Annotated in this window: 21 protein-coding genes, 15 tRNA genes, 1 rRNA gene and 1 riboswitch (1 of these 38 running past the window's edge); of the genes, 36 read left to right on the forward strand and 1 reads right to left on the reverse strand. The window is 48.8% G+C overall.

What is annotated here, in order from left to right; translation table 11 throughout:
• The 29 genes from RHOM_RS02820 to RHOM_RS02955 form a co-directional block, all read left to right on the forward strand.
• Positions 1–984 (forward strand): 23S ribosomal RNA (locus tag RHOM_RS02820) (it extends 1,905 nt beyond the left edge of the window).
• 107 nt (positions 985–1,091) lie between these two features.
• A tRNA-Asn gene (locus RHOM_RS02825) sits at positions 1,092–1,164 on the forward strand.
• A gap of 38 nt (positions 1,165–1,202) precedes the next feature.
• Positions 1,203–1,274 (forward strand) — tRNA-Glu (locus RHOM_RS02830).
• Between the two features lie 38 nt (positions 1,275–1,312).
• Positions 1,313–1,385: transfer RNA gene (locus RHOM_RS02835), tRNA-Thr, on the forward strand.
• A gap of 18 nt (positions 1,386–1,403) precedes the next feature.
• Positions 1,404–1,477 (forward strand) — tRNA-Ile (locus RHOM_RS02840).
• A gap of 29 nt (positions 1,478–1,506) precedes the next feature.
• Positions 1,507–1,580, forward strand: a tRNA-Asp gene (locus RHOM_RS02845).
• A gap of 38 nt (positions 1,581–1,618) precedes the next feature.
• Positions 1,619–1,691 (forward strand) — tRNA-Val (locus RHOM_RS02850).
• A 25-nt stretch (positions 1,692–1,716) separates the two neighbouring features.
• Positions 1,717–1,800 (forward strand) — tRNA-Leu (locus RHOM_RS02855).
• 54 nt (positions 1,801–1,854) lie between these two features.
• Positions 1,855–1,928, forward strand: a tRNA-Arg gene (locus RHOM_RS02860).
• A 227-nt stretch (positions 1,929–2,155) separates the two neighbouring features.
• Positions 2,156–3,169, forward strand: coding sequence for an acyltransferase family protein (locus RHOM_RS02865; RefSeq protein WP_014078748.1), 1,014 nt, complete (start codon positions 2,156–2,158; stop codon positions 3,167–3,169).
• Between the two features lie 218 nt (positions 3,170–3,387).
• Positions 3,388–4,626, forward strand: a complete 1,239-nt coding sequence (gene coaBC / locus RHOM_RS02870; protein ID WP_014078749.1) for a bifunctional phosphopantothenoylcysteine decarboxylase/phosphopantothenate--cysteine ligase CoaBC — start codon at positions 3,388–3,390, stop codon at positions 4,624–4,626.
• A gap of 38 nt (positions 4,627–4,664) precedes the next feature.
• Positions 4,665–6,944 (forward strand): cyclic nucleotide-binding domain-containing protein, encoded by a 2,280-nt coding sequence (locus RHOM_RS02875; RefSeq protein WP_014078750.1) that lies wholly within the window; start codon positions 4,665–4,667, stop codon positions 6,942–6,944.
• A 256-nt stretch (positions 6,945–7,200) separates the two neighbouring features.
• Complete coding sequence (locus RHOM_RS02880; RefSeq protein ID WP_014078751.1) at positions 7,201–7,383, forward strand: hypothetical protein; 183 nt, start codon at positions 7,201–7,203, stop codon at positions 7,381–7,383.
• Positions 7,384–7,510: 127 nt separating this feature from the next.
• Positions 7,511–7,807, forward strand: a complete 297-nt coding sequence (locus RHOM_RS02885; RefSeq protein WP_014078752.1) for a rhodanese-like domain-containing protein — start codon at positions 7,511–7,513, stop codon at positions 7,805–7,807.
• 64 nt (positions 7,808–7,871) lie between these two features.
• Positions 7,872–9,044 carry a THUMP domain-containing class I SAM-dependent RNA methyltransferase gene (locus tag RHOM_RS02890; RefSeq protein WP_014078753.1) on the forward strand — a complete coding sequence of 391 codons (1,173 nt, stop codon included), beginning with the start codon at positions 7,872–7,874 and terminating at the stop codon, positions 9,042–9,044.
• Positions 9,041–10,747 (forward strand): lectin like domain-containing protein, encoded by a 1,707-nt coding sequence (locus tag RHOM_RS02895; protein ID WP_014078754.1) that lies wholly within the window; start codon positions 9,041–9,043, stop codon positions 10,745–10,747. Before RHOM_RS02890 ends, RHOM_RS02895 begins: the two co-directional genes overlap by 4 nt.
• 14 nt (positions 10,748–10,761) lie before the next feature.
• Positions 10,762–11,247 carry a hypothetical protein gene (locus tag RHOM_RS17885; RefSeq protein WP_014078755.1) on the forward strand — a complete coding sequence of 162 codons (486 nt, stop codon included), beginning with the start codon at positions 10,762–10,764 and terminating at the stop codon, positions 11,245–11,247.
• Positions 11,204–11,812 carry an N-acetylmuramoyl-L-alanine amidase family protein gene (locus RHOM_RS17890; protein ID WP_014078756.1) on the forward strand — a complete coding sequence of 203 codons (609 nt, stop codon included), beginning with the start codon at positions 11,204–11,206 and terminating at the stop codon, positions 11,810–11,812. Before RHOM_RS17885 ends, RHOM_RS17890 begins: the two co-directional genes overlap by 44 nt.
• Positions 11,813–11,827: 15 nt before the next feature.
• Positions 11,828–12,421: an XTP/dITP diphosphatase gene (locus RHOM_RS02905; RefSeq protein ID WP_014078757.1), complete on the forward strand. Its 594-nt coding sequence runs from the start codon at positions 11,828–11,830 to the stop codon at positions 12,419–12,421.
• 3 nt (positions 12,422–12,424) lie between these two features.
• Positions 12,425–12,904, forward strand: a complete 480-nt coding sequence (locus RHOM_RS02910) for a metallophosphoesterase family protein (RefSeq protein ID WP_014078758.1) — start codon at positions 12,425–12,427, stop codon at positions 12,902–12,904.
• A gap of 99 nt (positions 12,905–13,003) precedes the next feature.
• A tRNA-Pro gene (locus RHOM_RS02915) sits at positions 13,004–13,078 on the forward strand.
• Positions 13,079–13,084: 6 nt separating this feature from the next.
• A tRNA-Gly gene (locus RHOM_RS02920) sits at positions 13,085–13,155 on the forward strand.
• 36 nt (positions 13,156–13,191) lie between these two features.
• Positions 13,192–13,265 (forward strand) — tRNA-Arg (locus tag RHOM_RS02925).
• Between the two features lie 7 nt (positions 13,266–13,272).
• Positions 13,273–13,346 (forward strand) — tRNA-His (locus RHOM_RS02930).
• Positions 13,347–13,376: 30 nt separating this feature from the next.
• Positions 13,377–13,448 (forward strand) — tRNA-Gln (locus tag RHOM_RS02935).
• A gap of 26 nt (positions 13,449–13,474) precedes the next feature.
• Positions 13,475–13,547: transfer RNA gene (locus tag RHOM_RS02940), tRNA-Lys, on the forward strand.
• A gap of 133 nt (positions 13,548–13,680) precedes the next feature.
• Positions 13,681–13,778: riboswitch (THF riboswitch) on the forward strand.
• A 65-nt stretch (positions 13,779–13,843) separates the two neighbouring features.
• Positions 13,844–14,422 carry a folate family ECF transporter S component gene (locus RHOM_RS02945; RefSeq protein ID WP_014078759.1) on the forward strand — a complete coding sequence of 193 codons (579 nt, stop codon included), beginning with the start codon at positions 13,844–13,846 and terminating at the stop codon, positions 14,420–14,422.
• 289 nt (positions 14,423–14,711) lie between these two features.
• A complete protein-coding gene (locus RHOM_RS02950; protein WP_014078760.1) occupies positions 14,712–15,005 on the forward strand; it encodes a hypothetical protein in 294 nt (97 codons plus the stop codon).
• An 84-nt stretch (positions 15,006–15,089) separates the two neighbouring features.
• A tRNA-Leu gene (locus tag RHOM_RS02955) sits at positions 15,090–15,169 on the forward strand.
• A 250-nt stretch (positions 15,170–15,419) separates the two neighbouring features.
• Here the strand turns inward: RHOM_RS02955 and RHOM_RS02960 are convergent.
• Positions 15,420–15,719 carry a hypothetical protein gene (locus RHOM_RS02960; protein WP_014078761.1) on the reverse strand — a complete coding sequence of 100 codons (300 nt, stop codon included), beginning with the start codon at positions 15,717–15,719 and terminating at the stop codon, positions 15,420–15,422.
• 309 nt (positions 15,720–16,028) lie between these two features.
• On the opposite strand from RHOM_RS02960, the gene RHOM_RS02965 reads away from it, so the two are divergent.
• The 7 genes from RHOM_RS02965 (at position 16,029) to RHOM_RS02995 (ending at position 25,384) form a co-directional block, all read left to right on the forward strand.
• Entirely contained in the window at positions 16,029–16,940 is a 912-nt protein-coding gene (locus tag RHOM_RS02965) for an ABC transporter permease (RefSeq protein WP_014078762.1), read from the forward strand.
• A gap of 24 nt (positions 16,941–16,964) precedes the next feature.
• On the forward strand, positions 16,965–18,041 hold the full coding sequence (locus RHOM_RS02970; RefSeq protein WP_014078763.1) for an ABC transporter permease: 1,077 nt from the start codon (positions 16,965–16,967) through the stop codon (positions 18,039–18,041).
• Positions 18,042–18,053: 12 nt separating this feature from the next.
• Positions 18,054–19,061 carry an ABC transporter ATP-binding protein gene (locus RHOM_RS02975; protein WP_014078764.1) on the forward strand — a complete coding sequence of 336 codons (1,008 nt, stop codon included), beginning with the start codon at positions 18,054–18,056 and terminating at the stop codon, positions 19,059–19,061.
• Complete coding sequence (locus tag RHOM_RS02980; protein ID WP_014078765.1) at positions 19,061–20,101, forward strand: ABC transporter ATP-binding protein; 1,041 nt, start codon at positions 19,061–19,063, stop codon at positions 20,099–20,101. The genes RHOM_RS02975 and RHOM_RS02980 overlap by 1 nt, the downstream gene beginning before the upstream one ends.
• A gap of 113 nt (positions 20,102–20,214) precedes the next feature.
• A complete protein-coding gene (locus RHOM_RS02985) occupies positions 20,215–21,972 on the forward strand; it encodes a peptide ABC transporter substrate-binding protein (protein ID WP_014078766.1) in 1,758 nt (585 codons plus the stop codon).
• A gap of 460 nt (positions 21,973–22,432) precedes the next feature.
• Positions 22,433–23,032: a hypothetical protein gene (locus RHOM_RS02990; protein WP_014078768.1), complete on the forward strand. Its 600-nt coding sequence runs from the start codon at positions 22,433–22,435 to the stop codon at positions 23,030–23,032.
• A 57-nt stretch (positions 23,033–23,089) separates the two neighbouring features.
• Positions 23,090–25,384, forward strand: coding sequence for an ABC transporter substrate-binding protein (locus RHOM_RS02995; RefSeq protein WP_014078769.1), 2,295 nt, complete (start codon positions 23,090–23,092; stop codon positions 25,382–25,384).
• Positions 25,385–25,490: the final 106 nt, after the last annotated feature.

Raw genomic sequence — 25,490 nt, forward strand, 5'->3', positions numbered from 1 at the left:
CTATAACGGTCCTAAGGTAGCGAAATTCCTTGTCGGGTAAGTTCCGACCCGCACGAAAGGCGTAATGATTTGAGCACTGTCTCGACAATGCATCCGGTGAAATTGAAGTACCAGTGAAGATGCTGGTTACCCGCGCCAGGACGGAAAGACCCCATGGAGCTTTACTCCAGTTTGGTACTGGGATTCGGTACTGCATGTACAGGATAGGTGGGAGACTAAGAACTTGGGACGCCAGTTTCAAGGGAGTCGCTGTTGGGATACCACCCTTGCAGTATTGGATTTCTAACCAGCCGCCGTGATCCGGCGGTGGGACAATGCCAGGCGGGGAGTTTGACTGGGGCGGTCGCCTCCGAAAGGGTATCGGAGGCGCTCAAAGGTTCCCTCAGAATGGTTGGAAACCATTTGAAGAGTGCAAAGGCAGAAGGGAGCTTGACTGCGACACCGACGGGTGGAGCAGGTAGGAAACTAGGACTTAGTGATCCGGTGGCATAAAGTGGGATTGCCATCGCTCAACGGATAAAAGCTACCCTGGGGATAACAGGCTTATCACTCCCAAGAGTTCACATCGACGGAGTGGTTTGGCACCTCGATGTCGGCTCATCGCATCCTGGGGCTGTAGCAGGTCCCAAGGGTTGGGCTGTTCGCCCATTAAAGCGGTACGCGAGCTGGGTTCAGAACGTCGTGAGACAGTTCGGTCCCTATCCGGCGCGGGCGGAGGATATTTGAGAGGAGCTGTCCTTAGTACGAGAGGACCGGGATGGACGGACCACTGGTGTATCTGCTGTCGACCAACGGCATGGCAGAGTAGCCAAGTCCGGAAGGGATAAACGCTGAAGGCATCTAAGCGTGAAGCCCCCCTCAAGATGAGATATCCCTCACATAAGTGAGTAAGATCCCTTGAAGACTACAAGGTAGATAGGGCAGAGGTGGAAGCACGGTAACGTGTGGAGCTGACTGTTACTAATCGATCGAGGGCTTGACCAAATATAACGAATAATGTTTGCAGGTTTGATGGATGGATTCTGTGTGAAGTTTTGAAGGTACAACTTATTTATGATAGGTTTTACCGGAAGCTGTGTATCAGCTAATATTCCTCGATAGCTCAGTCGGTAGAGCACGCGGCTGTTAACCGCGCTGTCGTAGGTTCGAGTCCTACTCGGGGAGTTTTTTTTGACTGTAGAAGTGTATTTGTAAAACTACCTGGCTCCATGGTCAAGCGGTTAAGACATCGCCCTTTCACGGCGGTAACACGGGTTCGATTCCCGTTGGAGTCACTAGCTTTTGGCTGGCTGTAATCAGCTGAGGTAAATATGCCGATGTGGCTCAATTGGCAGAGCAGCTGATTTGTAATCAGCAGGTTATCGGTTCGAGTCCGATCATCGGCTTATAGAAGTAATCTACTTGGACCATTAGCTCAGTTGGTTAGAGCAACCGGCTCATAACCGGTCGGTCCTGGGTTCGAGTCCCCGATGGTCCACTTGTCACAAAAGCGTTTGTAAGATGTCTGGCCTAATGGCTCAGTTGGTTAGAGCGCCGCCCTGTCACGGCGGAGGTCGCGGGTTCGAGTCCCGCTTGGGTCGCTCATGAGAGCAAAATTGTTCTTATGATAATTTCATATGGGATCTTAGCTCAGCTGGGAGAGCATCTGCCTTACAAGCAGAGGGTCATAGGTTCGAGCCCTATAGGTCCCACTTCTGTAACAACTGTTACAGTAATGCCGGCGTGGCGGAACTGGCAGACGCGCAGGACTTAAAATCCTGTTGTGGTGACACAGTACCGGTTCGATTCCGGTCGCCGGCATTCATATCCAGCTACTTGACAAGAGTGCTATAATAGATATGTAAAAAAGAATATGTGTGCGTAGCTCAGCTGGATAGAGCACTTGGCTACGGACCAAGGTGTCGGGGGTTCGAATCCTCTCGCGCACGTAGGAAAGCCCGGAAGATCATCTTCCGGGTCTTTTTTTCCTCTATAGTATATATCTTTTGATTTATCTGAAAATCATATCGTAGAAATGCTTTATAAATCCCTCGATTGAAGCCCAAATTTAGCCACAATTACTATTGAAAATCATGCAAAAAGTGCGTAATATACAGAATTGGTGTCAAAAAGAGGACATCAGGATTGTGTATAAAAAGAGGAATGAGGATTAGAAATGCAAGAGGGAAAGAAACAGAGAATCGAATTTCTGGATTATCTCAAGGCAGTCTGTGTCATTATGGTAATCATTACGCACTATGGATGGGAGGATAAGACATCTCCTTTTTTTACGATGCTGATCAACATGGCAGTGCCGGTATTTATGATTGTGAGCGGTTATAATTTTGCAATGTCAAACCGCAAAAAAGCAGACGGAAATCTGGAGAAAATGTATGGCTGGAATATGATGAAACCAAAGCTGATCCGCTTTTTGCTGCCGTTTTTTGCCATTTGTCTGCTTGAGATTCTGTTGCTGGCAGCGCAGGATAAAAATATACCGTTGTTCCGTATTTTTGTGCTTGGCGCATACGGACCTGGAAGCTATTATGTACCGATCATGCTGCAGCTGCTTGTTATTTTTCCGTTGATTTATGTGATGATCGCATACAATGCTAAGCTTGGACTTGCTGTGGCAGCGCTCGCCAATCTCGCGTTTGAGGTGTGCGTCATCGTGTTTGATATGGATAAATATTATTACCGCCTGAGCATCGGAAGATACCTGCTCTTAATCGCGTTTGGCTGTTATCTGTATCTGCATCCGGAGCAGAGGGTAAAGCCGTATCAGATGTGGATGATGTTTCTGGCAGGACTGGCATATCTGATTGCAGTTTTCGGATTCGACAAGGATTTCGAGTTGTTTGGCTACTGGAAGACGACAGCGATGCCGGTTGCGTTCTATATTTTCCCGATCGTTATTTTATTGTTCCGGAAATTTTATCACTGTACGATTCCGGGATTTGCGGGGAGACTGCTCACACAGATTGGAAAAGCTTCCTATCATATCTTCCTGATTCAGATGGTATACTATCACTTTGAACTGGGCGGCGCGATCATGCAGACGGCATGGTATATTGCTGTCCCGTTTAACATTCTGGTTACGGTTCCGCTTGGCCTTGGATTCTATGAGCTGGACAACCAGTTTGTGAAAAAGCTGCGCGAGGTAAAGCATTACATCCGGGCGGTTGTATAGGGAACATATTTATTTGCGCACAGGTTGTGTCACGTGACACGGTCTGTGCGTTTTTTATGTAATAGGATTCTTTTTTCAGGAAATGCCGCGTTACATTTAGCGGTGAAAGTTGGGCGCGCAGGCAGAAAGGCATTGCACAGAGAGGGAAAAGAGTATAGAATAAAAATGGAATTTTAGCATCGTATCATGGGATAAGTGAACGAGAGCAGGAGGAAAAAATGAATAAGCAGAGCGAAAAGCCAAGGGGACTTTTGAGCGGGAAAACCGTACTCCTTTGTGTGACGGGAGGAATTGCCGCTTATAAGATGCCGAATGTAGCGCGCATGTTGAAGAAGCTTGGGTGCAACGTACATGTTCTGATGACGCAGAATGCCACGAATTTTATCACAGCGACGACGTTTGAGACGCTGACGGCGAACAAGTGTCTGATTGACACGTTCGACCGGAATTTTGAGTTCTCGGTGGAGCATGTGGCGCTTGCGAAACAGGCGGATCTGGTGCTGATTGCACCGGCTACAGCAAACGTGATCGGCAAGATTGCGAACGGAATTGCAGACGACATGCTCACAACGACGGTGATGGCGTGTACCTGCAAGTGCCTGATCGCCCCGGCAATGAACCATAATATGTACCACAATCCGATTGTGCAGGACAATATCCGCAAGCTGGAGCATTACGGCTATGAGATGATTGAACCGGTGCGGGGGATGCTGGCGAACGGCGATACGGGAGACGGCAAACTGCCGTCCGAGGAAGAGCTGGCCGAGTATGTCTTAAGAGAACTTGCTGCGCCAAAGGACATGGCAGGATTAAAAATTCTTGTCACTGCAGGTCCGACACAGGAAGCGATTGACCCGGTGCGCTATATTACCAATCACTCCACAGGGAAGATGGGATATGCGATTGCGAGACGCGCCATGTACCGAGGGGCGGATGTGACACTTGTGACCGGACCGACAGCGTGCGAGCCGCCGCGGTTTGTGAATGTTGTTCCGGTTGTGACGGCGGCACAGATGTATGACGCGGTCATGAGCCGTGCAAAGGAGCAGGATATTATTGTCAAGGCGGCAGCGGTGGCGGATTACAGACCGGCATCTGTGGCGGAGGAGAAGATCAAGAAGTCCGATCGGGAAGCTTCGATCGAACTGGAACGCACACAGGATATACTGGCAGCTCTAGGGGCGGACAAAGGAAAGACGATACTGTGCGGGTTTTCCATGGAGACGGAGCACATGCTTGAGAATTCAAGAAAAAAGCTTCGCAAAAAGAATGTGGATCTGATCGCAGCCAATAATCTGAAGGTGGAAGGCGCCGGTTTCGGAACCGATACGAACGTGCTGACACTGATCACAGAGGACGGCGAGCGGGAACTGGCACGGATGAGTAAAGAGGAGGCAGCGGACGAGCTGCTTACGGAATTGTTAATAATAAGTAAAGGACGCGCGAAGGGGCAGTAGACACACGGTCATGTGCGCAGGCAGGGGACAGAGAGACGATGACGACAGTAAAGGTACAGAAGAACCAGATAATTGCCAAGCAGAAAGAGAAAGTAAAAAAATGGTATATCGTGCAGGAGGGTACTGTCATTCAGTGCAATTCCTACGCCAAGATTGTTCTTGGAAAAAATGCGGTGATTGGAATTTCTGAGGGCGACAGATATCTGTGTGATTATGTTGCGACCGAGGATTCCGTGCTGGCGGTGTTCAATTGTGAATCGGCGGAGGATTTAAAGGAGGCGATTCACGGGCAGGAGAGCATGCGCAGTATTCTGCTTCGGGCAGCACTCGGACAGCGGCAGATGCTTCTTAGAACCTATGCCGGTTTTACCAATCTGGTAAGGCAGTTTCACTCCTTTGCCGAGAATGAGTACAGCCAGTATGAGAATCTCTGCGCACAGTACCATCTGGACGAGCAGAGTTTTACGCGCATGGACAATTTCAAGCCGTTGGAGATGGTGCACCGGGCGGAGAACTGGGAGATAGGCAACAGTGCCAGCCTGACCGGAAGTTATTTAGAGGAGTATGTGCATCTGATGCAGCGGGACGATAATCTCTGCATCGGGGCGATCATGGAAGCCAGTTATCAGACCAGGCGTGTGACGCAGGGAATCATTGAGATGGTGGAATATCTCCGCTACAATCAGGATATTCTTCTGGCGGAATCGAAAAACGATCTTTTTAACCTGTTCTTTGCTCTGGCGATTCAGGCGCAGAAGAAAAATTATGATGTAAAGCCGCTTTTAAATGAGATGGACCGGATTGCCGAGGTAATCAAAAAGCTTGGCATCTACAGCGGAAAGCTGGTCGACATGCGGATGGAAGAATACCGTGGATACCATTTCGAGACAGAAGGTGCAGCGTATGAGACGCCGCAGGCACAGGATGGCGAGGAGGAAGAACCGCAGGAAGAGCGCAGTGAAGACTGCCTGGTTCATATCCTGACCTATGCGGATACCGAGCAGAGCGTCATTGAGGAGATGCAGGAGCTTGTGCAGAAGTACCGGGATCTGCCGGATATGTTTTCCACGGACGCGCAGACGTTTGCAATCCGCAAGCGGATCACACAGATTTTCTACGATACCTACTTAAAAGCGTTTATGCATACCGTAAAGGGGGAAAAAGAGCTTACCCCGATTGTGGAAATGTTTTTGAATTTCGGATTTATGGATGTGCAGATGGCCGGCGAGGAGAATGCCAATATTCTGTTCGATCTCACGGAGCATCTGGATGTCTGCAAATCTGACCATGTATACACGATTTTTGAATGGCTGCGCAGTGTTTATGACGGAAGAAACGAGCCGTCGAAAAATGAGTTCGATATGGATTATCCGGCATATCTTGCAGAGATGCGCAAGACCGGCAAGATTACGACAGAGCAGCAGAAGCATTTTATGTCCAACCGGGAGCTCAAAGTCAAGTTTGAGATTCAGAACATGTTCACGTCCGGAAACCGTGCGACCTATGGCAAGCTGTCCACGTTCTGCCCGATTTTAGGGGAGTATGATCTGATCAACTCCATTGAAAAGATGCTCGTGACGGCGCAGAAGCTGGACGAGTCACTGCACAAGATCCGCGACATCGATTTCTCCGCGTTCTATCGTGAAGTGCAGTTCTCGGATCCGGACAAGGGCATCAACCGCGAGATGATTATGAAGGAGATCATGCCGGACATCATTCTGATGCCGAATGCAGGAACACGCTCGATGATGTGGCAGGAGACAGCAGGCGTGCGAAGAGATACCTCGGCGCGTTTCCTGTTCCCGATTTTTACAGCGGTCGATATTGACGATATGATGGTCGATACGGTCGGAAGATACCGCTGGGAGATCTGCAGGAAGATTCAGGGTGTACACTGGAACGATATCCGTGAGAAGTCCCTGACGGCGGAGTATTGCGATTATCTGCAGTTCTACCGGAAGAACCGCGAACTTTCCGCCGAGGCGAAGGAGAAGATCAAGAGTGCGCTCTTGCGTGGAAGAAATAATTACCGTGAGGTCTTCGTCAAGGATTACCAGAACTGGATGAAGTATGAGTCGAAGGGAAGCTACCGCCTCAACAAGATCGCAAGAGAGATCCTGATTACCTATTGCCCGTTCGCAAAGCCGATCCGGGAGGAGTTAAAGGGGAATCCGATGTATGAGAGCGCTCTGCACCGCCTCGATCTTTTGAACGCGAAGACCGTGCAGCGTATCCAGGGAGTCTATGACAAGTATCAGAAAGCCGGAGGCAGGATCACGCAGGAGCTTACCGACAATCTCGAATATTATGAACTGTGATAAGATATGAACTGTGATAAGATAGAAAAAGCCAGGTGCGATGCACTTGGCTTTTTCTGAGGGGAGTATAAATAATTAATAAGGGGTATAAAATGATATGTTTTACATATCACAGCATTAGTATAGAACATTCTTTTTGAAAAAGCAATGCAAAACCACAAAAGCCATGTATATTTTCCGGGGAACATCAGATACTAACCATGCAGTAAGCAAATAAAAAGATTCGGCACGAGCACGTGCCGGGATGGAGGGCAACATGGCAAAAAACGAAAGTACACAGAATTCGACTTCTAATTGCAGAGACGGTTATGAGAACAGCTACGAGAACAACGCGGGAAGCGGTTCCAACAGCGCAAAGAATAAGTCGACCAACAAGTCAACCAACAAGACATCCAACGTGTCCGGTTCCAACAAGACCTCTGACAAGTATCAGCAGTAGACTGGCACAGGCAGAGAAAAAGCGCATAGGATAGAATAAGATTGACAGAAACAGATTACAGAGAACCTCTTTGTAATCTGTTTTTGCGATTACAGGAGCATATGGCGGAAAAGGAGGATACGCGGGCATGACGTTTTATACGATACATCCAAGGGAATTGGAAGATATTATGAGAAGAAAGCACGGAATTCTGATTGATGTGCGGGAGGCGGATTCTTATCGGGAATACCATTATCCGAACGCCAGAAATCTTCCGTATGAAAAGATCGATCAGTGGATGCACCGTCTGCCGAAGAACAGACCGCTGGTGCTCTACTGCGATTATGGAAGCACCAGTCTTCTGGCGGCGAGAAAGCTCGGCAGGGAGGGGTATGAGGTATATACCGTGGTTGGCGGCATTGAGGCAATGCGAACAAGTGATTGACAGGGAAAATTAGAATGGATAATATATTATTAGGAAATTAGACATATGATACAGAGGAGAATACATGAAGACATATGAACTGGTGGTTCCATGTCATTTTGGACTGGAAGCGGTACTTAAGAGAGAAATCTATGACCTGGGATATGAGATCAGCCGGGTGGAGGATGGCAGAGTCTCATTTCAGGGGGATGCGGAAGCTGTCTGCCGTGCCAATATCTTTCTGCGCACGGCAGAACGCGTGCTGATCGAAGTGGGCAGATTCCGCGCAACGACCTTTGAGGAATTATTTCAGGGAATCAAGGCGCTTCCGTGGGAGGACTATATCCCTGTGAACGGAAAGTTCTGGGTAAAAAAGGCGTCTTCTATCAAGAGCAAGCTGTTTTCTCCGTCTGATATTCAGTCGATCGCGAAGAAGGCGATGGTGGAGCGCATGAAGCAGCACTATGATGTGGAATGGTTCGCGGAGGACGGGGCGCCGTATCCGGTGCGCATCTTTCTGCTGAAGGATGAGGTTATGGTGACGCTGGATACGTCCGGGGACTCCCTGCACAAGCGCGGATACCGCACATTGACGAGCAAGGCGCCTCTGACCGAGACGCTGGCAGCTTCCCTGCTGCTGTTGACGCCGTGGAGACCGGACCGGATTCTGGTGGATCCGTTCTGCGGCAGCGGTACGTTCCCGATAGAGGCGGCGATGATTGCTGCCGGTATTGCGCCCGGAATGAACCGTGAGTTCACGGCGGAGCAATGGACGAACCTGATTGACCGCAAGCTGTGGTACGAGTGCGTAAAGGAAGCCGAGGAGATGATCCACACGGATGTGAAGGTCGACATACAGGGCTATGATATTGACGGGGACGTCATAAAGGCAGCCAGGGAGAATGCAAAACGCGCCGGCGTGGATCACCTGATTCATTTTCAGCAGCGCCCGGTAGCGGAACTCCACCACCCGAAGAAATACGGCTTTATCGTGACGAATCCGCCGTACGGCGAGCGCCTCGAGGACAAGGCGGATCTGCCGAAGCTGTACGGGGAGATCGGGGCGGCATTCCGGGGACTCGATTCCTGGTCGATGTATCTGATTACGAGTTATGATGAAGCGGAGCGCTATATCGGCAGAAAAGCGGACAAGAACCGCAAGATCTACAATGGAATGCTTCGCACCTATTTTTACCAGTTTATGGGGCCGAAGCCACCAAGGCGGAGCGTAAGGGATACCGCCGGAGGGGATGAATGAAATATTCAAAAAGATATATCGTGTTTGGCGTGCTGGTAGCCGCCATGCTGATTTTTAAATTAGAACCGGGGGCATCGGGGAGCGGAACGGTGGAAAATTTCCGCGGAGCCAATCTGCAGGCGGCAACCTGGAACCCGTTGATCGCATCCAGCGTAAATGATAATCTGTTGTCGCTGGTGATCGATAACAAGGAATACACCAACGAGAACCATACGTTTTATATGGATGACCAGCTGAATATCATGGTTCCGGTGAACATTCTGCGCGATGCACTCAACTGCAGCGCGCATGTGTATGACGGAAAGCGGCTCCTTGTGGAGAAGCATGCGAATGAGGTGGAGTTTTCACTGGGCGCCTCGGAGGCGAAAGTCAACGGAACCCGTGAGGTGATCGTGTCGCCGTTTATCCGCAAGGACGATACCTACTATGTAAGCCTGAATGATCTGGCGAATTATCTGGATTATTCCTATTCCTGGGATATACAGGAGAATCAGGCGTCGGCGATGGACACGTCGGACAGTGCGACAATCATACCGACCCGCTATGATCTGAGGGAGAAGGGACGGGCGGCAGCAGTGCGCAATCAGGGAACTTTCGGCACCTGCTGGGCGTTTGCCGCGCTGGGGGCACTGGAGTCGTCGTTGCTGCCGGAAGAGAAACTGCAGTTTTCGGTCGACCATATGACGATGAACAATGGATTTACACTGACGCAGGATGACGGCGGGGAATATACCATGGGAATGGCTTATCTGGCGGCATGGGAAGGACCTGTATACGAAGCGGATGACCCTTACGGGGACAATAAAACGAATCCGGATCTTACAGCGGTCAAGCATGTGCAGGAAATGCAGATCATCGACGGAAAAGATTATGAGAAGATCAAGGAGTCGGTCTTTTTATACGGCGGAGTGCAGACGTCGATCTATAACGGGCTGCGCAGCTCGCAGTCAAAGTCTCCGTATTACAATCAGAAGACAAATTCCTACTGCTACATCGGTACAGAGAAGCCGAATCACGACGTTGTGATTATCGGCTGGGACGACAGTTATTCCAAGGAGAATTTTAATGTGGATCTCGAGGGAGACGGCGCATTTATCTGCCAGAACAGCTGGGGAGATACGTTCGGCGAGGACGGGGTGTTTTACATATCGTATTATGATACGAATATAGGCACCCACAACGTTGTGTATACAAAGATCGAAGAGCCGGGCAACTATGACCATATCTATCAGAGCGATCTGTGCGGCTGGGTCGGACAGCTTGGCTATAACAAGGACAGCGCCTACGGCGCCAATGTCTACACGACGTCACAGGAAGAGGAACTGGTGGCAGCCGGTTTTTACGCGATAGGAAAAGACTCCCAGTACGAGCTGTACGTTGTAAGGAACTTTGAGGATGCCGGTTCGCTGACGCAGCGGATTCCGGTGGCGTCCGGCAAACTCTCCAACGCGGGCTATTATACGGTTGATTTTAATCAGGCAATTTCACTGGATGCGGGGGAGCGTTATGCGATTGTGCTTCACATGATTACGCCGGGGTCGGTGCATCCGATGGCAATCGAATACGCTGCCGACGAGGCGACTGCGGATGTGATTCTGGACGATGGCGAGAGTTATATCAGTACCAACGGCGCCAGATGGGACAGCGTGGATACGGTGGAGGAATGTAATCTCTGTATTAAGGCATTCAGTAAGAATCGATAAAGGAATATACGGTTATGGAAGAAAAAGCATTGAGACTGTCGGCTGTCTTTCTCATGATTCTGACAGCTGTATCTTTTGTGCTTCTGCCAAAGCTTCCGGCGCTTCACACGTGGGAGGCGGAGGCGAGAGAGGAACGCATTGCTGAGGAAGAGTTCGCCCAGAGTCAGGTCACGATGCAGAACTTAAAGATCAAAGAGCAGAATGAAGCGGCGGGGGCAAAGGGAGAATTGAGTATTCGCCTGCCGGAGGGTGTGACCGGGGATCAGATTGCTGTCAGCAGCGATTATGTGACCCAGACCATCCGGGTGGAAATTCCGCAGGCGGACCGCACGTATTTTGACAGCTACCCGGTTCTGGGGAACAGCGACTATATTGACGGCCTCTCCTACACCAGGCAGGGGGAGACGGGCGTGATAGAGGTCACGACCAACAAGGTATATGAACTGCAGACGGAATATGACACTCAGACTTTTTATTTTAATTTTTTTGACACCTCATGAAGTCTATGATAAAGTAGTCGTAATCGATGCGGGGCACGGAGGAAGAGCCGTCGGTGCGAACAAGCAGGGAATCAACGAGAAGGACATTGACCTGGCGATCGTGCTGAAGCTGAAGGAGATTTTTGACAACAGCGATGAGAACATCGGTGTGTATTACACCAGGACGGATGACAGCAATCCGACGTTTGACCAGAGAGTGCAGCTTGCCAACAAGTCTGACGCGGATCTTTTCATCAGTATACATAATAACTCGACGAGAAGCGGACGCATGTCAGGTACCAGCGGTACGCAGGTGATGTACGACGAGACGTCGGAGGCGAGCCGCCAGTTCGCGCAGATCTGTCTGGAGGAAGTCACAGGCAGGATTGGAAGCCGTGACAAGGGACTGGTGGAAGGCGACAGTATTTATATCATTAGAACCAGTGAGGTGCCGGTTGCACTGATTGAAGTCGGATTTATGACGAACAAAGATGAATTGGAAAAGCTGAATTCTGATGCATATCAGATGGAGACGGCAGAGGGCGTCTATCAGGCAGTGCTTCGCGCATTTGAAGAAGGATACTAAAAAGAGGACAAAGCCATGAGAATAATTTTTGCCACCGGCAATGCCGGAAAAATGAGAGAAATCCGCGAGATTATGGCGGATATGGATATGGAGATCTGCTCCATGAAGGAAGCAGGTATTTCCCTGGATATTGAGGAGAACGGCACGACGTTCGAGGAGAATGCGCAGATCAAGGCGAAGGCAGTAGCTGCCTGTACGAAGGATATTGTGCTGGCTGACGATTCCGGTCTGGAGGTAGATTATTTAAACAAGGAGCCGGGCGTATATTCGGCGCGGTATCTGGGCGAGGATACCTCCTATGATATTAAGAATCAGGCGATTCTCGACCGTTTGAAGGGCGTGCCGAAGGAGCAGCGCACGGCGCGGTTTGTCTGTGCGATTGCAGCAGTGCTTCCGGACGGGAAGACACTTGTGACACGGGAGACGATCGAGGGATATATCGGGGAATGTCCGGCAGGGGAGAATGGATTTGGATATGATCCGATCTTCTATGTGGATGAGTATCACTGCTCGACGGCGGAGCTGACAGAAGAGCAGAAGAATGAGATCAGCCACAGAGGAAAAGCACTTCGTTCCATGAAGAAGCTGCTGCATGAGTACGGGTTTTAGCCTATGAAAATACTGGTTGTAAGCGATACGCACAGGAAACTTGAAAATTTAAAAGTTATCTTAGAGCGTGAGCAGCCGATGGATCTTCTGATCCATCTGGGTGACGCGGAGGGAGATGAGGACAGTATTGCGGAGATGGCGGGCTGCCGGCTGGAGATCGTTGCGGGCAACAATGACTTTTTTTCCAATCTTCCACGGGAAAAAGAACTTCGCATCGGCAGCTACCGTGTATTGATCACGCATGGACATTATTACTATGTCAGTGCGGGGATCGCCGATATTGAGCGGGAAGCGGCGGCACAGGGCTATGATATTGTGATGTTCGGACACACGCACAGGCCTGTGATCGATTACACAAGGGATGTGATTGCGCTCAATCCGGGCAGTCTTTCCTATCCGAGGCAGGAGGGGAGAAGACCGTCCTACATTGTGATGGATCTGGACAAAAACGGAAAGGCAAATTTTGAAATAAAATATTTATAAAAAAGTGTTGACTTTTCAGAAGCTGTCCTATATAATAATCCTTGCGTCACGAAAAGGACAGCTCAGTGGCCGGAAGAGTGCGCAAGCGATAAAATCCTTCGGGGTGTGGCTCAGCTTGGCTAGAGCGCCTGGTTTGGGACCAGGAGGTCGCAGGTTCGAATCCTGTCACCCCGATTTCGTGCGGGTGTAGTTCAATGGTAGAACACCAGCCTTCCAAGCTGGATACGTGGGTTCGATTCCCATCACCCGCTTTAAATCTGCACTGACAGGTTTATACAAGATCATATGTGTTCGTAGCTCAGCTGGATAGAGCAACGGCCTTCTAAGCCGTGGGTCGGGGGTTCGAATCCCTTCGAGCACATTTTATGGTGGGTATAGCGCAGTTGGTTAGCGCGCCAGATTGTGGCTCTGGAGGCCCAGGGTTCGAATCCCTGTATCCACCTTAGTTGCGATAGGTGCAACGATTATTTGTTGGGCTATCGCCAAGCGGTAAGGCACTGGATTTTGATTCCAGCATTCGCAGGTTCGAATCCTGCTAGCCCAGCTTGCTTTTGTTGTAATCTGATATAGGGGATACTAGCTCAGTTGGTAGAGCACCTGACTTTTAATCAGGTTGTCGGGGGTTCGAATCCCCCGTGTCTCACTAAGGAATGGAGAGCGGAAAGCCGGTAAAGGTTTTCCGCTTTTTGTGACTTTGGAACAAAACTTAGTGAGAATTGCCTATTGTATTACCGCTAAGGTATGTTATACTGTTACCGTTGCAAGTAAATATTGTTCGCAGAGTAGACACATGCGCGTTAAGTGCCGGCTGAACAGGGAGTTGTCAGCCAGACGAAAAGAGTTTCTTGCGGTGCATGAGTCGCATCCCGCTGCATCCGAAGATAGGAATATTATCTCCAGTTGTAGTATGATGAGGTCTGCAAAGGAGGTAATTTTTTTATGAAAAAATTCGTCGCTTTGTTCACCGATTCCTACCGTGAATTAAAATCGGTAAGAACCATCACTACCATGGCTATGCTGGCAGCCATCGCCATTATTCTTGGCATGTTCTCCATCGAATATGGCAATTTTATCCGCATCGGTTTTTCGAGTATCCCGAACGGAATCATTGCCTACCTGTTTGGACCGACGGTTGGCGGCATTTTTTCCGGAACGCTTGATATTATTAAATACATCTTAAAGCCGACCGGTCCGTTCTGTCCGCAGCTGACACTGGTTACGATGCTGGCAGGCGTCATGTACGGCTGTATGTATTATAAGAAGAAACTCACACTGCCGAGGGTGCTTGCCACCAAGTTTATCGTGATGCTGGTGTGCAATGTGTTCCTGAATACATTGTGCCTCACCGTGTTATATGGACAGGCATTCATGGTGATCCTTCCGGCGCGTGCATTAAAGAATCTGATTATGTGGCCGATTGATTCCGTCATCTTCTTTGCAACAGCGAAGGCGCTTGAGAGCATTGGCGCATTCCGGTTTGTGCGAAGGGCGCAGGCGGAGCGGATCGCCAGATCATAAAGAGATAAGAAATAAGAAATAAGAAATGCTGCCGGAATACGGCAGGCATATAGAGCGAAAATCCTCACGATGTCATATTCCGGCATCACGGGGATTTTTGTTGTTTCATGGGAATAGTGCGAAAGTACGAAAAAAGGCATGTAAATTTTCGGACAGTATGGTATAATATAGGCGAAGGCAGAAGTGAATATGGTGCCAGGACGGACGCCCGCGTTTTCATGCGGCGGACGAAAGTGTTCAGAATATAAGGAAGGTAAGCAGGGAGCATCACCGGAAAAGGAGGAGACCTATGAAGAGTCGAAGAATTCCGTTAGAGTCCGAAGTAGACAAATACGAAGTGGGAAAAGGGATGGAAGATGGTTTTGAACTGTTTTCCGATGTTGTGACCAAGGGATGGATCGTGACGGATTCGCTCGTAAAGATTGAGCGGCCCGACGGTACGATCGTGTGCCCGTACATCAAGCACCGCAGAGGACGTACCTTTATCGGTGAGGGCGATTATATTATCGTTCAGCAGGACGGCACGAAGAATGTATGCGGCGCGGACAAAGTGTGGACACGCTATGAGAAGCCGGAGGCTTAAATCCAAAAAGAAGTTGCAATCTGTCTGCCAGCACGCTATAATATACCGGTAGCTTTCCAAGGGAAGCAGTTATTTCTCTGATAAGCGGGTATGGCGGAATTGGCAGACGCGCCAGATTTAGGTTCTGGTGGGAGACCGTGCAGGTTCAAGTCCTGTTACCCGCAGTAGAGCAGGAGAAAAGTGGAAGACAGGACTTGAACCTTTTCAAGCTCCTGTTACCCGCAGTAGAGCAGGAGACAGAGCGCAGAATACGGCGTGAAGTTTTCGGGTTTTACGGGCGTTTCCGTGAATAGGAATAGAATAAGAAAAGCCATGTACGAAGATGTATACTTCGTATGTGGCTTTTTTTTGGTGCTGTGTTACAGTGCAGTGATAATGAATCAGCGAGATGCTCATATAAAGAAAGAGACTGATTCAACGGCCGGGCCATTCGGTGCGGCGCGCACTCCACTGTTCGTTCAGCCAGTCGACCACCTGCTCTTTGCCCTCCGGCGTAAACGGAAAGACAGCAGAACTTTTCAGATCGTCCGCGGTGCTGGCAAAATTATAAGGACCGGGCCAGATGGTGACGCGAAAAATATCATGTTTTACATTTTCGTCCTCGGCATCCTCCTCCTGATCTTTTTGGATGAGGTAACGCATTCCCTGATAACTGCCGGTAAATTTTTCCTTTTTATAAAAGTTCATATTCAGAATATCATCATTTTGAATCATGATGGATCTGCCTTCTTTCTGTAAGAGATAGTGTGATTGAAGAAAGTATAACAAATTTCTAAAAAAAAAGAACAGAGTATTTATGTGGGAAAAACACTTGTATTTACTGGGCGTACAGAAAAAGGAGGTAATATCCATGTATTTTTGTATACAATTAGCAGTTGACAAATGATAGTGAGCGAGTATAATACATTTATATTATTTTATCGGGTTAACGTGACATTGCATTAGAGATACAAACAGATAAAAGAACGCAATGCTAGAGCGATAAAATGAGAAAGAATTTTCAAGAAGCAGGAGAGAAAAAAAGTGGGAAAGTATATCGTAAAACGAGTTTTACTGGCGATTGTATCCATCCTGATCGTCAGTGCCATTACATTCTTTGTGATGAACATTATCCCGGGCGGTCCTTTCAATAAGGAAAAGGCAACGAGTGCGGAGGCACAGAAAGTCCTGGAAGAGAGATATAATCTGGACAAACCAATCCCGGAGCAGTATGTGATTTATATGAACAATCTTCTTCATGGTGACTGGGGCGTATCTTTACATAGCGGCCGTGATATCTGGGGCGAGATTTCTTCCCGTTTTAAGGTATCGGCAAAGCTTGGCGGCATGGCTGCATTGGTGGCAATCGTGGCTGGGCTTGTACTTGGAAGCATTGCGGCGTTGACGCGTAATCACTGGCCGGACCGGCTGATCGTATTTTTTACAACACTTGGTACGGCGATGCCGTCCTTCGTGCTTGCAACACTGCTTCTTCTGGTGTTCTGCTTAAAACTCGGCTGGTTCCCGGTATGGTCGTCCACGAGTCCGAATTATGTACTGCCGATCATCGCGCTGAGTGTTTATCCGATGGCGTATATCACACGTCTGACAAAGACCAGTATGCTGGATTCCCTGAACCAGGATTACATCCGTACCGCGAGAGCGAAGGGTGTTCCGGGCTGGAAAGTCATTTTCAAACATGCACTGCGCAATGCGCTGATTCCGGTAATCACTTACGTGGGACCGATGGTTGCATACATTTTGACAGGTTCCATGGTTGTTGAGAATATTTTTACTATCGGAGGACTGGGATCGTCTTTCGTAACAAGTATTACCAACCGTGACTATACGATGATTATGGCAACGACAATTTTCCTCGCAATTCTGATGGTTGTGGCAAACCTGCTGACCGATATTGCATATAAGTTCGTCGATCCAAGAATCACATTTGAGTAAAGTACGAAAGGACGGATAGAAGTAATGGAGTTGAAACATAGACAGATTCTGTCGGCACAGGTAGATCTGAGCAAATTCAATAAGGCAAATTTCGAGAAGGCGACAGATGAGGAAAAAAAGCAGCAGGATGTCATGGGTGAGTCTACCACATTTTTCAAGGATGGTATGAGACGCCTGCGCAAGAATCCGCTTGCCATGGGAAGTATCATCGTACTGGTATTGATTCTTCTGACCATCATCATCGCACCGCATATATGTCCTTACAAGTATTCCGAGATTATCTCGGTCAACGGTGTGCGTGACAAATCCGCAGCGAACCTTGGACCGTTTGAATATTCCAAGCTTGAGACAAAGTATATGAACGAGACCGGCGAGAAGCTGTTTCCACATATCTTCGGAACGGACAGCTTAAGCCGTGACTACTTTATCCGTGTGATCTACGGAACGAGAGTCAGCCTGTCGGTCGGCGTTGTGGCATCGATCATGGTATTGATCATCGGCCTGCTTTACGGTTCCATCGCAGGATACTTTGGTGGAAAAGTCGACCTCATCATGATGCGTATTGTGGATATTATTTATTCCCTGCCGGACATGCTGATCATCATTCTGCTGTCGGTAGTGTTTAATGAGACGTTAAAACCGCTCATTACCGGAACGGTGCTGGAAAAGCTGGGAACGAACATGATCTCCATGTTTATCGTATTCGGACTTCTGTACTGGGTAAGTATGGCGCGTCTGATCCGAGGCCAGATCCTTTCCATTAAGAACAACGAGTACGTTCTGGCAGCAAGATGCATCGGTACAAAGAATGCCAGAATCCTGCGCAGACATATCCTGCCGAACTGTCTGTCCGTTATCATTATTACGACAGCGCTTCAGGTGCCGAGTGCAATTTTTACCGAAAGTTATCTGAGTTTCCTTGGCCTTGGTGTATCTGCACCGCTTACTTCCCTGGGAAGTCTGGCAAACGATGCCAGAGCCGGCATGCAGTCCTACCCACTTAGATTGGTCATTCCTGCAATCGCCATCTGCCTGATCGTGCTGGCATTGAACTTACTGGGTGATGGTCTTCGTGATGCTTTCGACTCGAAATTGAATTAAGGAGATAAGGATATGAGCGAAGAAAATAAATATATATTAGAAGTAAAAGACCTTCATACCAGTTTCTTTACAGATGCAGGTGAGGTAAAGGCTGTCAATGGTATTTCCTTTAACTTAGAGCCGGGAAAGACCCTCGGAATCGTAGGAGAGTCCGGTTCCGGTAAATCCGTTACCGCATATTCCATCATGCAGATTCTGGCGGAGACCGGTAAGATCACTGGCGGAGAGGTAAGATTCCACGGTGAGGACATTACCAAATGGAACAGCAAGCAGATGCAGAAGTTCCGCGGAGAAAAATGCTCCATCATTTTCCAGGATCCGATGACCAGCTTAAACCCGGTATTTACCGTTGGAAGCCAGCTGATTGAGGCAATATTATTACACACGGATAAGAATAAAAAAGAGGCGTGGGCGCGCGCGGTGGAGATGCTGACACTGGTCGGCGTCAATGAGCCGGAAAGCCGTATGAAGCAGTATCCGCATGAGCTGTCCGGTGGTATGCGTCAGCGTGTCATGATCGCCATGGCACTTGTCTGTGAGCCGGATATCCTGATTGCAGATGAGCCGACAACGGCACTTGATGTGACGATTCAGGCACAGATTCTGGAACTGATGCAGGATCTGCAGAAGAAGCTTGGAATGGCGATTATCATGGTAACCCATGATCTCGGCGTCATTGCAAGTATGTGTGATGAGATTCTTGTTATGTACGGCGGACGTGTCTGCGAGCGCGGTACAGCGGATGATATTTTCTACCGTCCGGCACATGAATATACCAAGGGACTGCTTCGTTCCATCCCGAAGGCAGACAATATGAACGAAAAGCTGGTGCCGATCGGCGGTACACCGATCAACCTGTTGCAGATGCCGGCTGGCTGTGCATTCTGCCCGCGGTGTGATGCGGCGATGAAGATCTGTCTTTCTGAGAAACCGGAAGAACTTCGCATCAGCGATACCCATCTGGCAAGCTGCTGGATGAACATCAAAGAGTTATATGAGGCACAGGAGGAGGCAGAGTAATGAGTGAGGAAAAGAACCTTCTTGAGGTAAGTCATTTAAAACAGTATTTTCCTGTGCATCAGGGATTTAAGACGATTCCGCTAAAAGCGGTGGATGATATTTCATTTGCAATCAAGCCGGGCGAGACACTTGGTCTGGTAGGAGAGTCGGGATGCGGCAAGACGACCGTCGGCAGAACGCTGCTTCGTCTGTACCAGCCGACCGCCGGACGCATCGTGTTCGATGGTAAGGTGCTTTTTGACAGCGGCGAACAGTATGATGAGAATGGCAAGCTGATCGTCGATGCAAACGGCAAGCCGGTGCTTGGCAAGAAAGTGGATGTGGACATGCTTCCTTACCGCAGACAGATGCAGATGGTATTCCAGGATCCGTATTCATCCTTGAACCCGCGTATGACGGTCGAGGACATCATCGGAGAGCCTCTGGATGTTCATAAATTATATGCGAATAAAAAAGAGCGCCGTGAGAAAATCTTGAACCTCATGGAGCTGGTTGGACTGAATGCCGAGCATGCCATGCGTTATGCACATGAGTTTTCCGGCGGACAGAGACAGCGTATCGGTATTGCAAGAGCACTCGCGGTAAACCCGAAGTTTATCGTCTGTGACGAGCCGGTATCCGCACTGGATGTGTCCATTCAGGCGCAGGTGGTAAATATGTTCGAGGAACTGCAGGACAAGCTGGGCGTGGCGTATCTGTTTATCGCGCATGATCTGCTGGTCGTTCACCACATTTCCGACCGTATTGCGGTTATGTACCTTGGAAAAATGATGGAGATCGCCGATGCCGATGAGTTAAACGGCAACCCGATGCATCCGTATACATTGAGCTTACTGTCAGCGGTTCCGATTCCGGATCCGGAGACAGCCAGACACAGCAAGCGTATCGTGCTGGAGGGAGATGTACCGAGCCCTCTGAAGATGCCGACCGGATGTCCGTTCCGCACCAGATGCAAATACGCGACAGAGCAGTGCGCAAAAGAGATGCCGCCGCTTTCCGACAGAGGCAGCGGACACTTCGTTGCATGCTGGAATAAGTAAGGTTTCAACGTTACCGAAAAGGTACGTGGAACATAGATCATTTTATAGGAGGAAAATCCTCTGCTCCTGTTGTGACAGTCGCATTTTCCTTCGGAAAACAAGGAGGATTCATTATGAAGAAATTAGTAGCATCATTACTGGTTGCTTCTATGGCACTTGGTCTTACGGCTTGTGGCGGATCATCTGATTCCACAGCAAGTACAGGCGAGTCCACAGGAACTGCTGCTGGCACAGAGGCTGCAGCAACTGCAGAAGCAACAACCACAAACGCTGAGACAAATGTGCTCAACATCAACCTGGCAAGTGAGCCGGATTACCTTGATCCTGCATTAAACAGCTCCGTAGACGGCGGCTGCCTTGCAGTAAACTCTTTCGCAGGTCTTTATACCTATGATAAGGATGGTAATCTTATCCCGGCACTCGCAACCGATATGCCGGAAGTATCTGAGGACGGAACAGAGTACACTGTTCACATGATTGAGTCCAAGTGGAGCAACGGAGATGACTTAAAGGCATCTGACTTCGTATACAGCTGGAATCGTGTCATCGATGAGAAGACAGCAGCAGACTATGCTTATCTGTTCGATGTAATCGACCGCAACGATGACGGTACACTGGCAGTTGAGACACCGGATGATTACACACTCGTGATCAAGCTTGTCAGCCCGTGCCCGTACTTTAACGACTTACTGGCATTCCCGACATTCTATCCAGTACATCAGGCATCCGTAGAGGCTGCTGATACGGACGGCACTGTTCCTGGCAAGTGGGCACAGGAAGCTGGTTTTGTATGCAACGGTGCTTACACACTGGAGTCCTGGAACCACAACGAGAGCATGGTTTATGTAAAGAACCCGAACTTCTATGATGCGGCAAACGTAACCATGGACGAGCTTCACTTCATGTTAAGCGCTGATGATACAGCAATCTATGCTGCATACAACAGCGGTGACCTTGACTACATCGATACCGTACCGAACGATGAGATTCCTTCCTTAAACGGCGTCAATCCAGAGTTTGGTATCCTTGACAACCTGGGAACCTATTACATCGGCTTCAACGTAAACGACCCGGTCTTCGATGGCAAGACAGAGGAAGAGGCTGCTAAGATGCGTGAGGCAATCAGCTTACTGGTTGACCGTCAGTTCATCGTTGAGAACGTAGGCCAGACAGGTCAGATCCCGGCTGATTCTTTCGTACCGGAAGGTATGGCAGACGGTAACGGCGGCGTATTCAAGACAGCAGATACTTCTTACTATGATGCAACAGCTACCGGTGCCGGCGAGCTTGAGACAGCAAAGGGCTTACTGGAAGAGGCTGGATATACATTTACAGACAACGGTGACGGTACATACGCAGTAGATCCGGCAATCTCCATGACATACTTAACAAACGACGGTACAGCACACATTGCGGTTGCTGAGTCCGTACAGCAGGATGTTGCATTACTTGGTATCAACCTTGAGATCAAGTCTGAGGACTGGAATGTATTCCTTGAGGATCGTAAGAGCGGTAACTTCACCATCGCGCGTGAGGGATGGCTTGCAGATTACAACGACCCGGTTAACATGTTAGAGATCTTTACCTCTGATTCCGGTAACAACGATATGCAGTTAGGAAAGGGTACTCCGGTATCTTCTTCTCCGGACTGGACAGCATATGATGAGCTGATCAATCAGATCCGCACCACAACAGATTTTGCAGCGCGTGTTGACTTAATGCATCAGGCAGAGGATATGCTGATGGATACATGGGCAGTAGTTCCGATCTACTACTACAATGATATTTACATGCAGAAGTCTAACGTAACCGGTATCTACGCAACGATATTCGGTATGAAGTACTTCATGTACGCAACAAAGACAGCATAACATCATAAGAACTGACCGGTATGTATGACTGCAGGTGATGCATACTTATACAGGAAAGAGAAATCCCGGAACGGAGAGTAAAATCCGTTCCGGGATTTTTTGCGTGGAAAAACATGGAAAAAGAAAACTGCATATTTAGTCATGAAAAAATTGGGATCAAAAAATGAAAAATGACAGAAAAACAGCACAGAATAGAAGAAAAAGTAGAAAAAACAAATAAAACATAGTGTAAAAATATGCATAGAACCAAATGAGATTGTAAAAACATGCGAAACGAGGCAGAATGTGCCAGCGGGAAAAGTATTGACAAAAACAGTTTCCCATGTATAATAAAAAAAGTGTTGTGCGTGTGCAACATACAAGTGTATTTTGCAAAGTGTTCAGTGGACAAAGAGGTTCATTGTCACTTTTTTTTGTTACACAAAAATATTTTAGCGCAATAACGCGGTAATATTGCACTATGCAGTATGGCAGGCAGAGCGATGAGGCGGAAGCGGCGATGATCAAGAACCCTTACCAAAAGGATTATCAAAATGAATTAAAGCAGAACCGGCACGGTCTTCTGGTGACAAGAACGTCCTATCAGGGAGATTTTTATGTGCTTCCGTTTGATGAACAGCAGAAGCGGCGGACAGGCATTTTTAATGTCATCTGGACGATCGCGCTGTGGGTGATTGAGCTTGGAATGGGACTTTTAAATCCGGATTCGTCCCGCACAGCGTGGATTGTATTCCCGTATCTGTTTGTGATTCTTCCGCTTGGATACATGCTTTATGGTGCGGTCAGCTATATCGGGGCACCGGTCCGTATGCACCGGGCACACTATGAGACGGGGCTGCTTCGCATGAAGCGTTCCTGTATCGGGGCAATGGTGCTGACGGGAATCGGAGCGGTTCTGGACCTTGTATACATGGTGCTGCACCGTGGTGGGATCCGTATGGGAATGGAATGTATCTATCTGATATGTCATTTCCTGTTTCTGGCGGTTGCATTTTTCTTCGGAAAGTATTATGACCGCAATTACAGCGGCATTCTGATTGAGAATGCCACAATGGAGTAGGTTTTTTCCTTTTATAAGGTTAAAACATAGATAATATTTTTATAAGGAGGAAATATTATGAAAAAAATGAGACAGACTCTTGCTTTGTTACTGGCAGGAGCACTGACTGTCGGTTCATTTGCAGGCTGCGGCGGAAGCAAGGCTGGCGGCGAGACAGCTGGAACCGAGACAGCAGGCACAGAGGCAGCAGGCACGGCTGCATCCGGCAGCGACACACCGCTCGTTATCGCAAATGACGGTATGAGCGAGAAGTTCAGCCCATTCTTCGCTGAGAGTGTGCCGGATCAGAACATCGTTGATGTGACACAGATTTCTCTGGTTTACAACGATCGTTCCGGTGAGTTTATCTACAATGGTATCGAGGGTGAGACCACTTCGTACAACGGTACCGATTATACTTACTACGGACCAACCGATCTGACTATCACAGAGAACGAAGACGGAACCGTATACTATGATTTCAAGCTTCGTGATGATCTGACCTTCTCCGATGGAGAGCCGGTAACCGCAGATGATATCATCTTCTCTTTCTATGTATTCTGCGATCCGACTTATGACGGAGGCGCATCTGTATACTCTCTCCCGATCGAGGGTATGGAAGAGTACAGAAGCGGTATGTCCACATTGGCATCTTTACTTGCGGCAGCGGGCGAGGATAACACAGACTTCACATACTGGACAGAAGATCAGCAGAACGCATTCTGGGATGCTGTAAACGATGGTGGTGCAGCATTTGCACAGGAAATCGTTGATTACTGCGTAGAGAACGGCGTCAGCGAAGAGGGCGACGTAGCAGGCGCAGCAGCACAGTGGGGCTTCGACGGTCTTGCGGCAGATGCGACCGCTAAGGATTTCTTTATGGCAATCGGTGACAAGTACGGATGGAGCTTCACCGCTATGGAGGCTGAGTCTGCAGGAAGCGCTCTCTCCGATCTGATTCCGGAAGACGTATATGCATACGCTACCGAAGGTGTTGAGACCGGTGATGCAGCAGCAAATATTTCCGGTATCCAGAAGCTGGATGACAAGACCGTACGTGTTGTTCTGACAGAGGTCAGCGCACCGGCACTTCAGACCATGGATATCCAGATCACACCGCTTCATTATTATGGTGATGAGAGCCAGTACGATTACGATAACAACCAGTTCGGTTTCACAAAGGGTGATCTTTCCGCAATCCGCGAGAAGACGACCGCTCCGCTTGGCGCTGGTCCGTATGTCTTCAAGAGCTACGAGAACAAGACAGTATATCTCGAGGCGAATGAGTCATACTACAAGGGAGCACCGGCTACCAAGGAACTCCAGTTCAAGGAGACCGCTGAGGCAGATAAGCTTCCGGGTGTTGTTCAGGGTACGGTAGATATTTCTGATCCGTCCATCTCCAAAGAGGTTATGGCACAGATCTGCTCTGAGAACAGCAACGGTGAGGTGTCCGGTGATGTATTAACCACCGCTCTGTATGACAACAATGGTTATGGTTACATCGGAATCAACTCTCAGAATGTCAAGGTTGGCGATGATCCTTCTTCTGAGCAGTCCAAAGATTTAAGAAAAGCAATCGCAACAGTAATTTCTGTATATCGTGATATGGTTATCGACTCCTATTATGGAGAGGCAGCAGCAGTAATTAACTACCCGATCTCCAATACTTCCTGGGCAGCACCGCAGAAGTCTGACGCAGACTACGAGGTTGCATTCTCCAAGGACGTAGACGGCAACCCGATCTACACAGACGGTATGTCGGATGACGAGAAGTATGCTGCAGCACTTGACGCAGCACTTGGATTCTTCGAGGCAGCAGGTTACACAGTAACAGATGGCAAGCTGACAGCAGCTCCGGCTGGTGCGAAGTTAAGCTATGAGGTAATGATCGGCGGAGGCGGAAAGGGAGATCATCCTTCCTTCGGTATTCTGACCGCAGCATCCGAGGCACTTAAGACCATCGGCTTTGATCTGACAATCAACGATCTGGCTGACGGAACCATCATGTGGGATGCGTTAAACAGTGAGACTGCAGAGATGTGGTGTGCAGCATGGCAGGCAACCTTAGATCCGGATATGTTCCAGATCTATCACAGCGAAGGCGGTAGCGCAAACTACTATGCAATCTACTCTGACGAGCTGGATGAACTGGTAATGGAGGGAAGAACCAATACCGACCAGGCATTCCGTAAGGCAGTTTATAAGGAAGCACTTGACTTTATCGTAGATTACGCTGTAGAGATTCCGGTATATCAGAGACAGAACGCTTCTGTATTCAGTACACAGCGTGTCAATGTGGATTCCATTCCGCAGGATCTGACAACCTTCTATAGCTATCTCAACGAGATTGAGAAGATCCAGATGAACTAAGGATCAGAGTAACTGGCTGATGGTGGAGGGAGAGGGGAGCAGGCTCCCCTCTTCTACAACCTGTGCCATGGTGCATAGGGATTTAAAGGTATTTTGCAAGAGGATG

Origin of the sequence: Roseburia hominis A2-183 (genome assembly GCF_000225345.1) — a bacterium.
In the GTDB taxonomy this organism is placed as follows: Bacteria; Bacillota; Clostridia; order Lachnospirales; family Lachnospiraceae; genus Roseburia; species Roseburia hominis.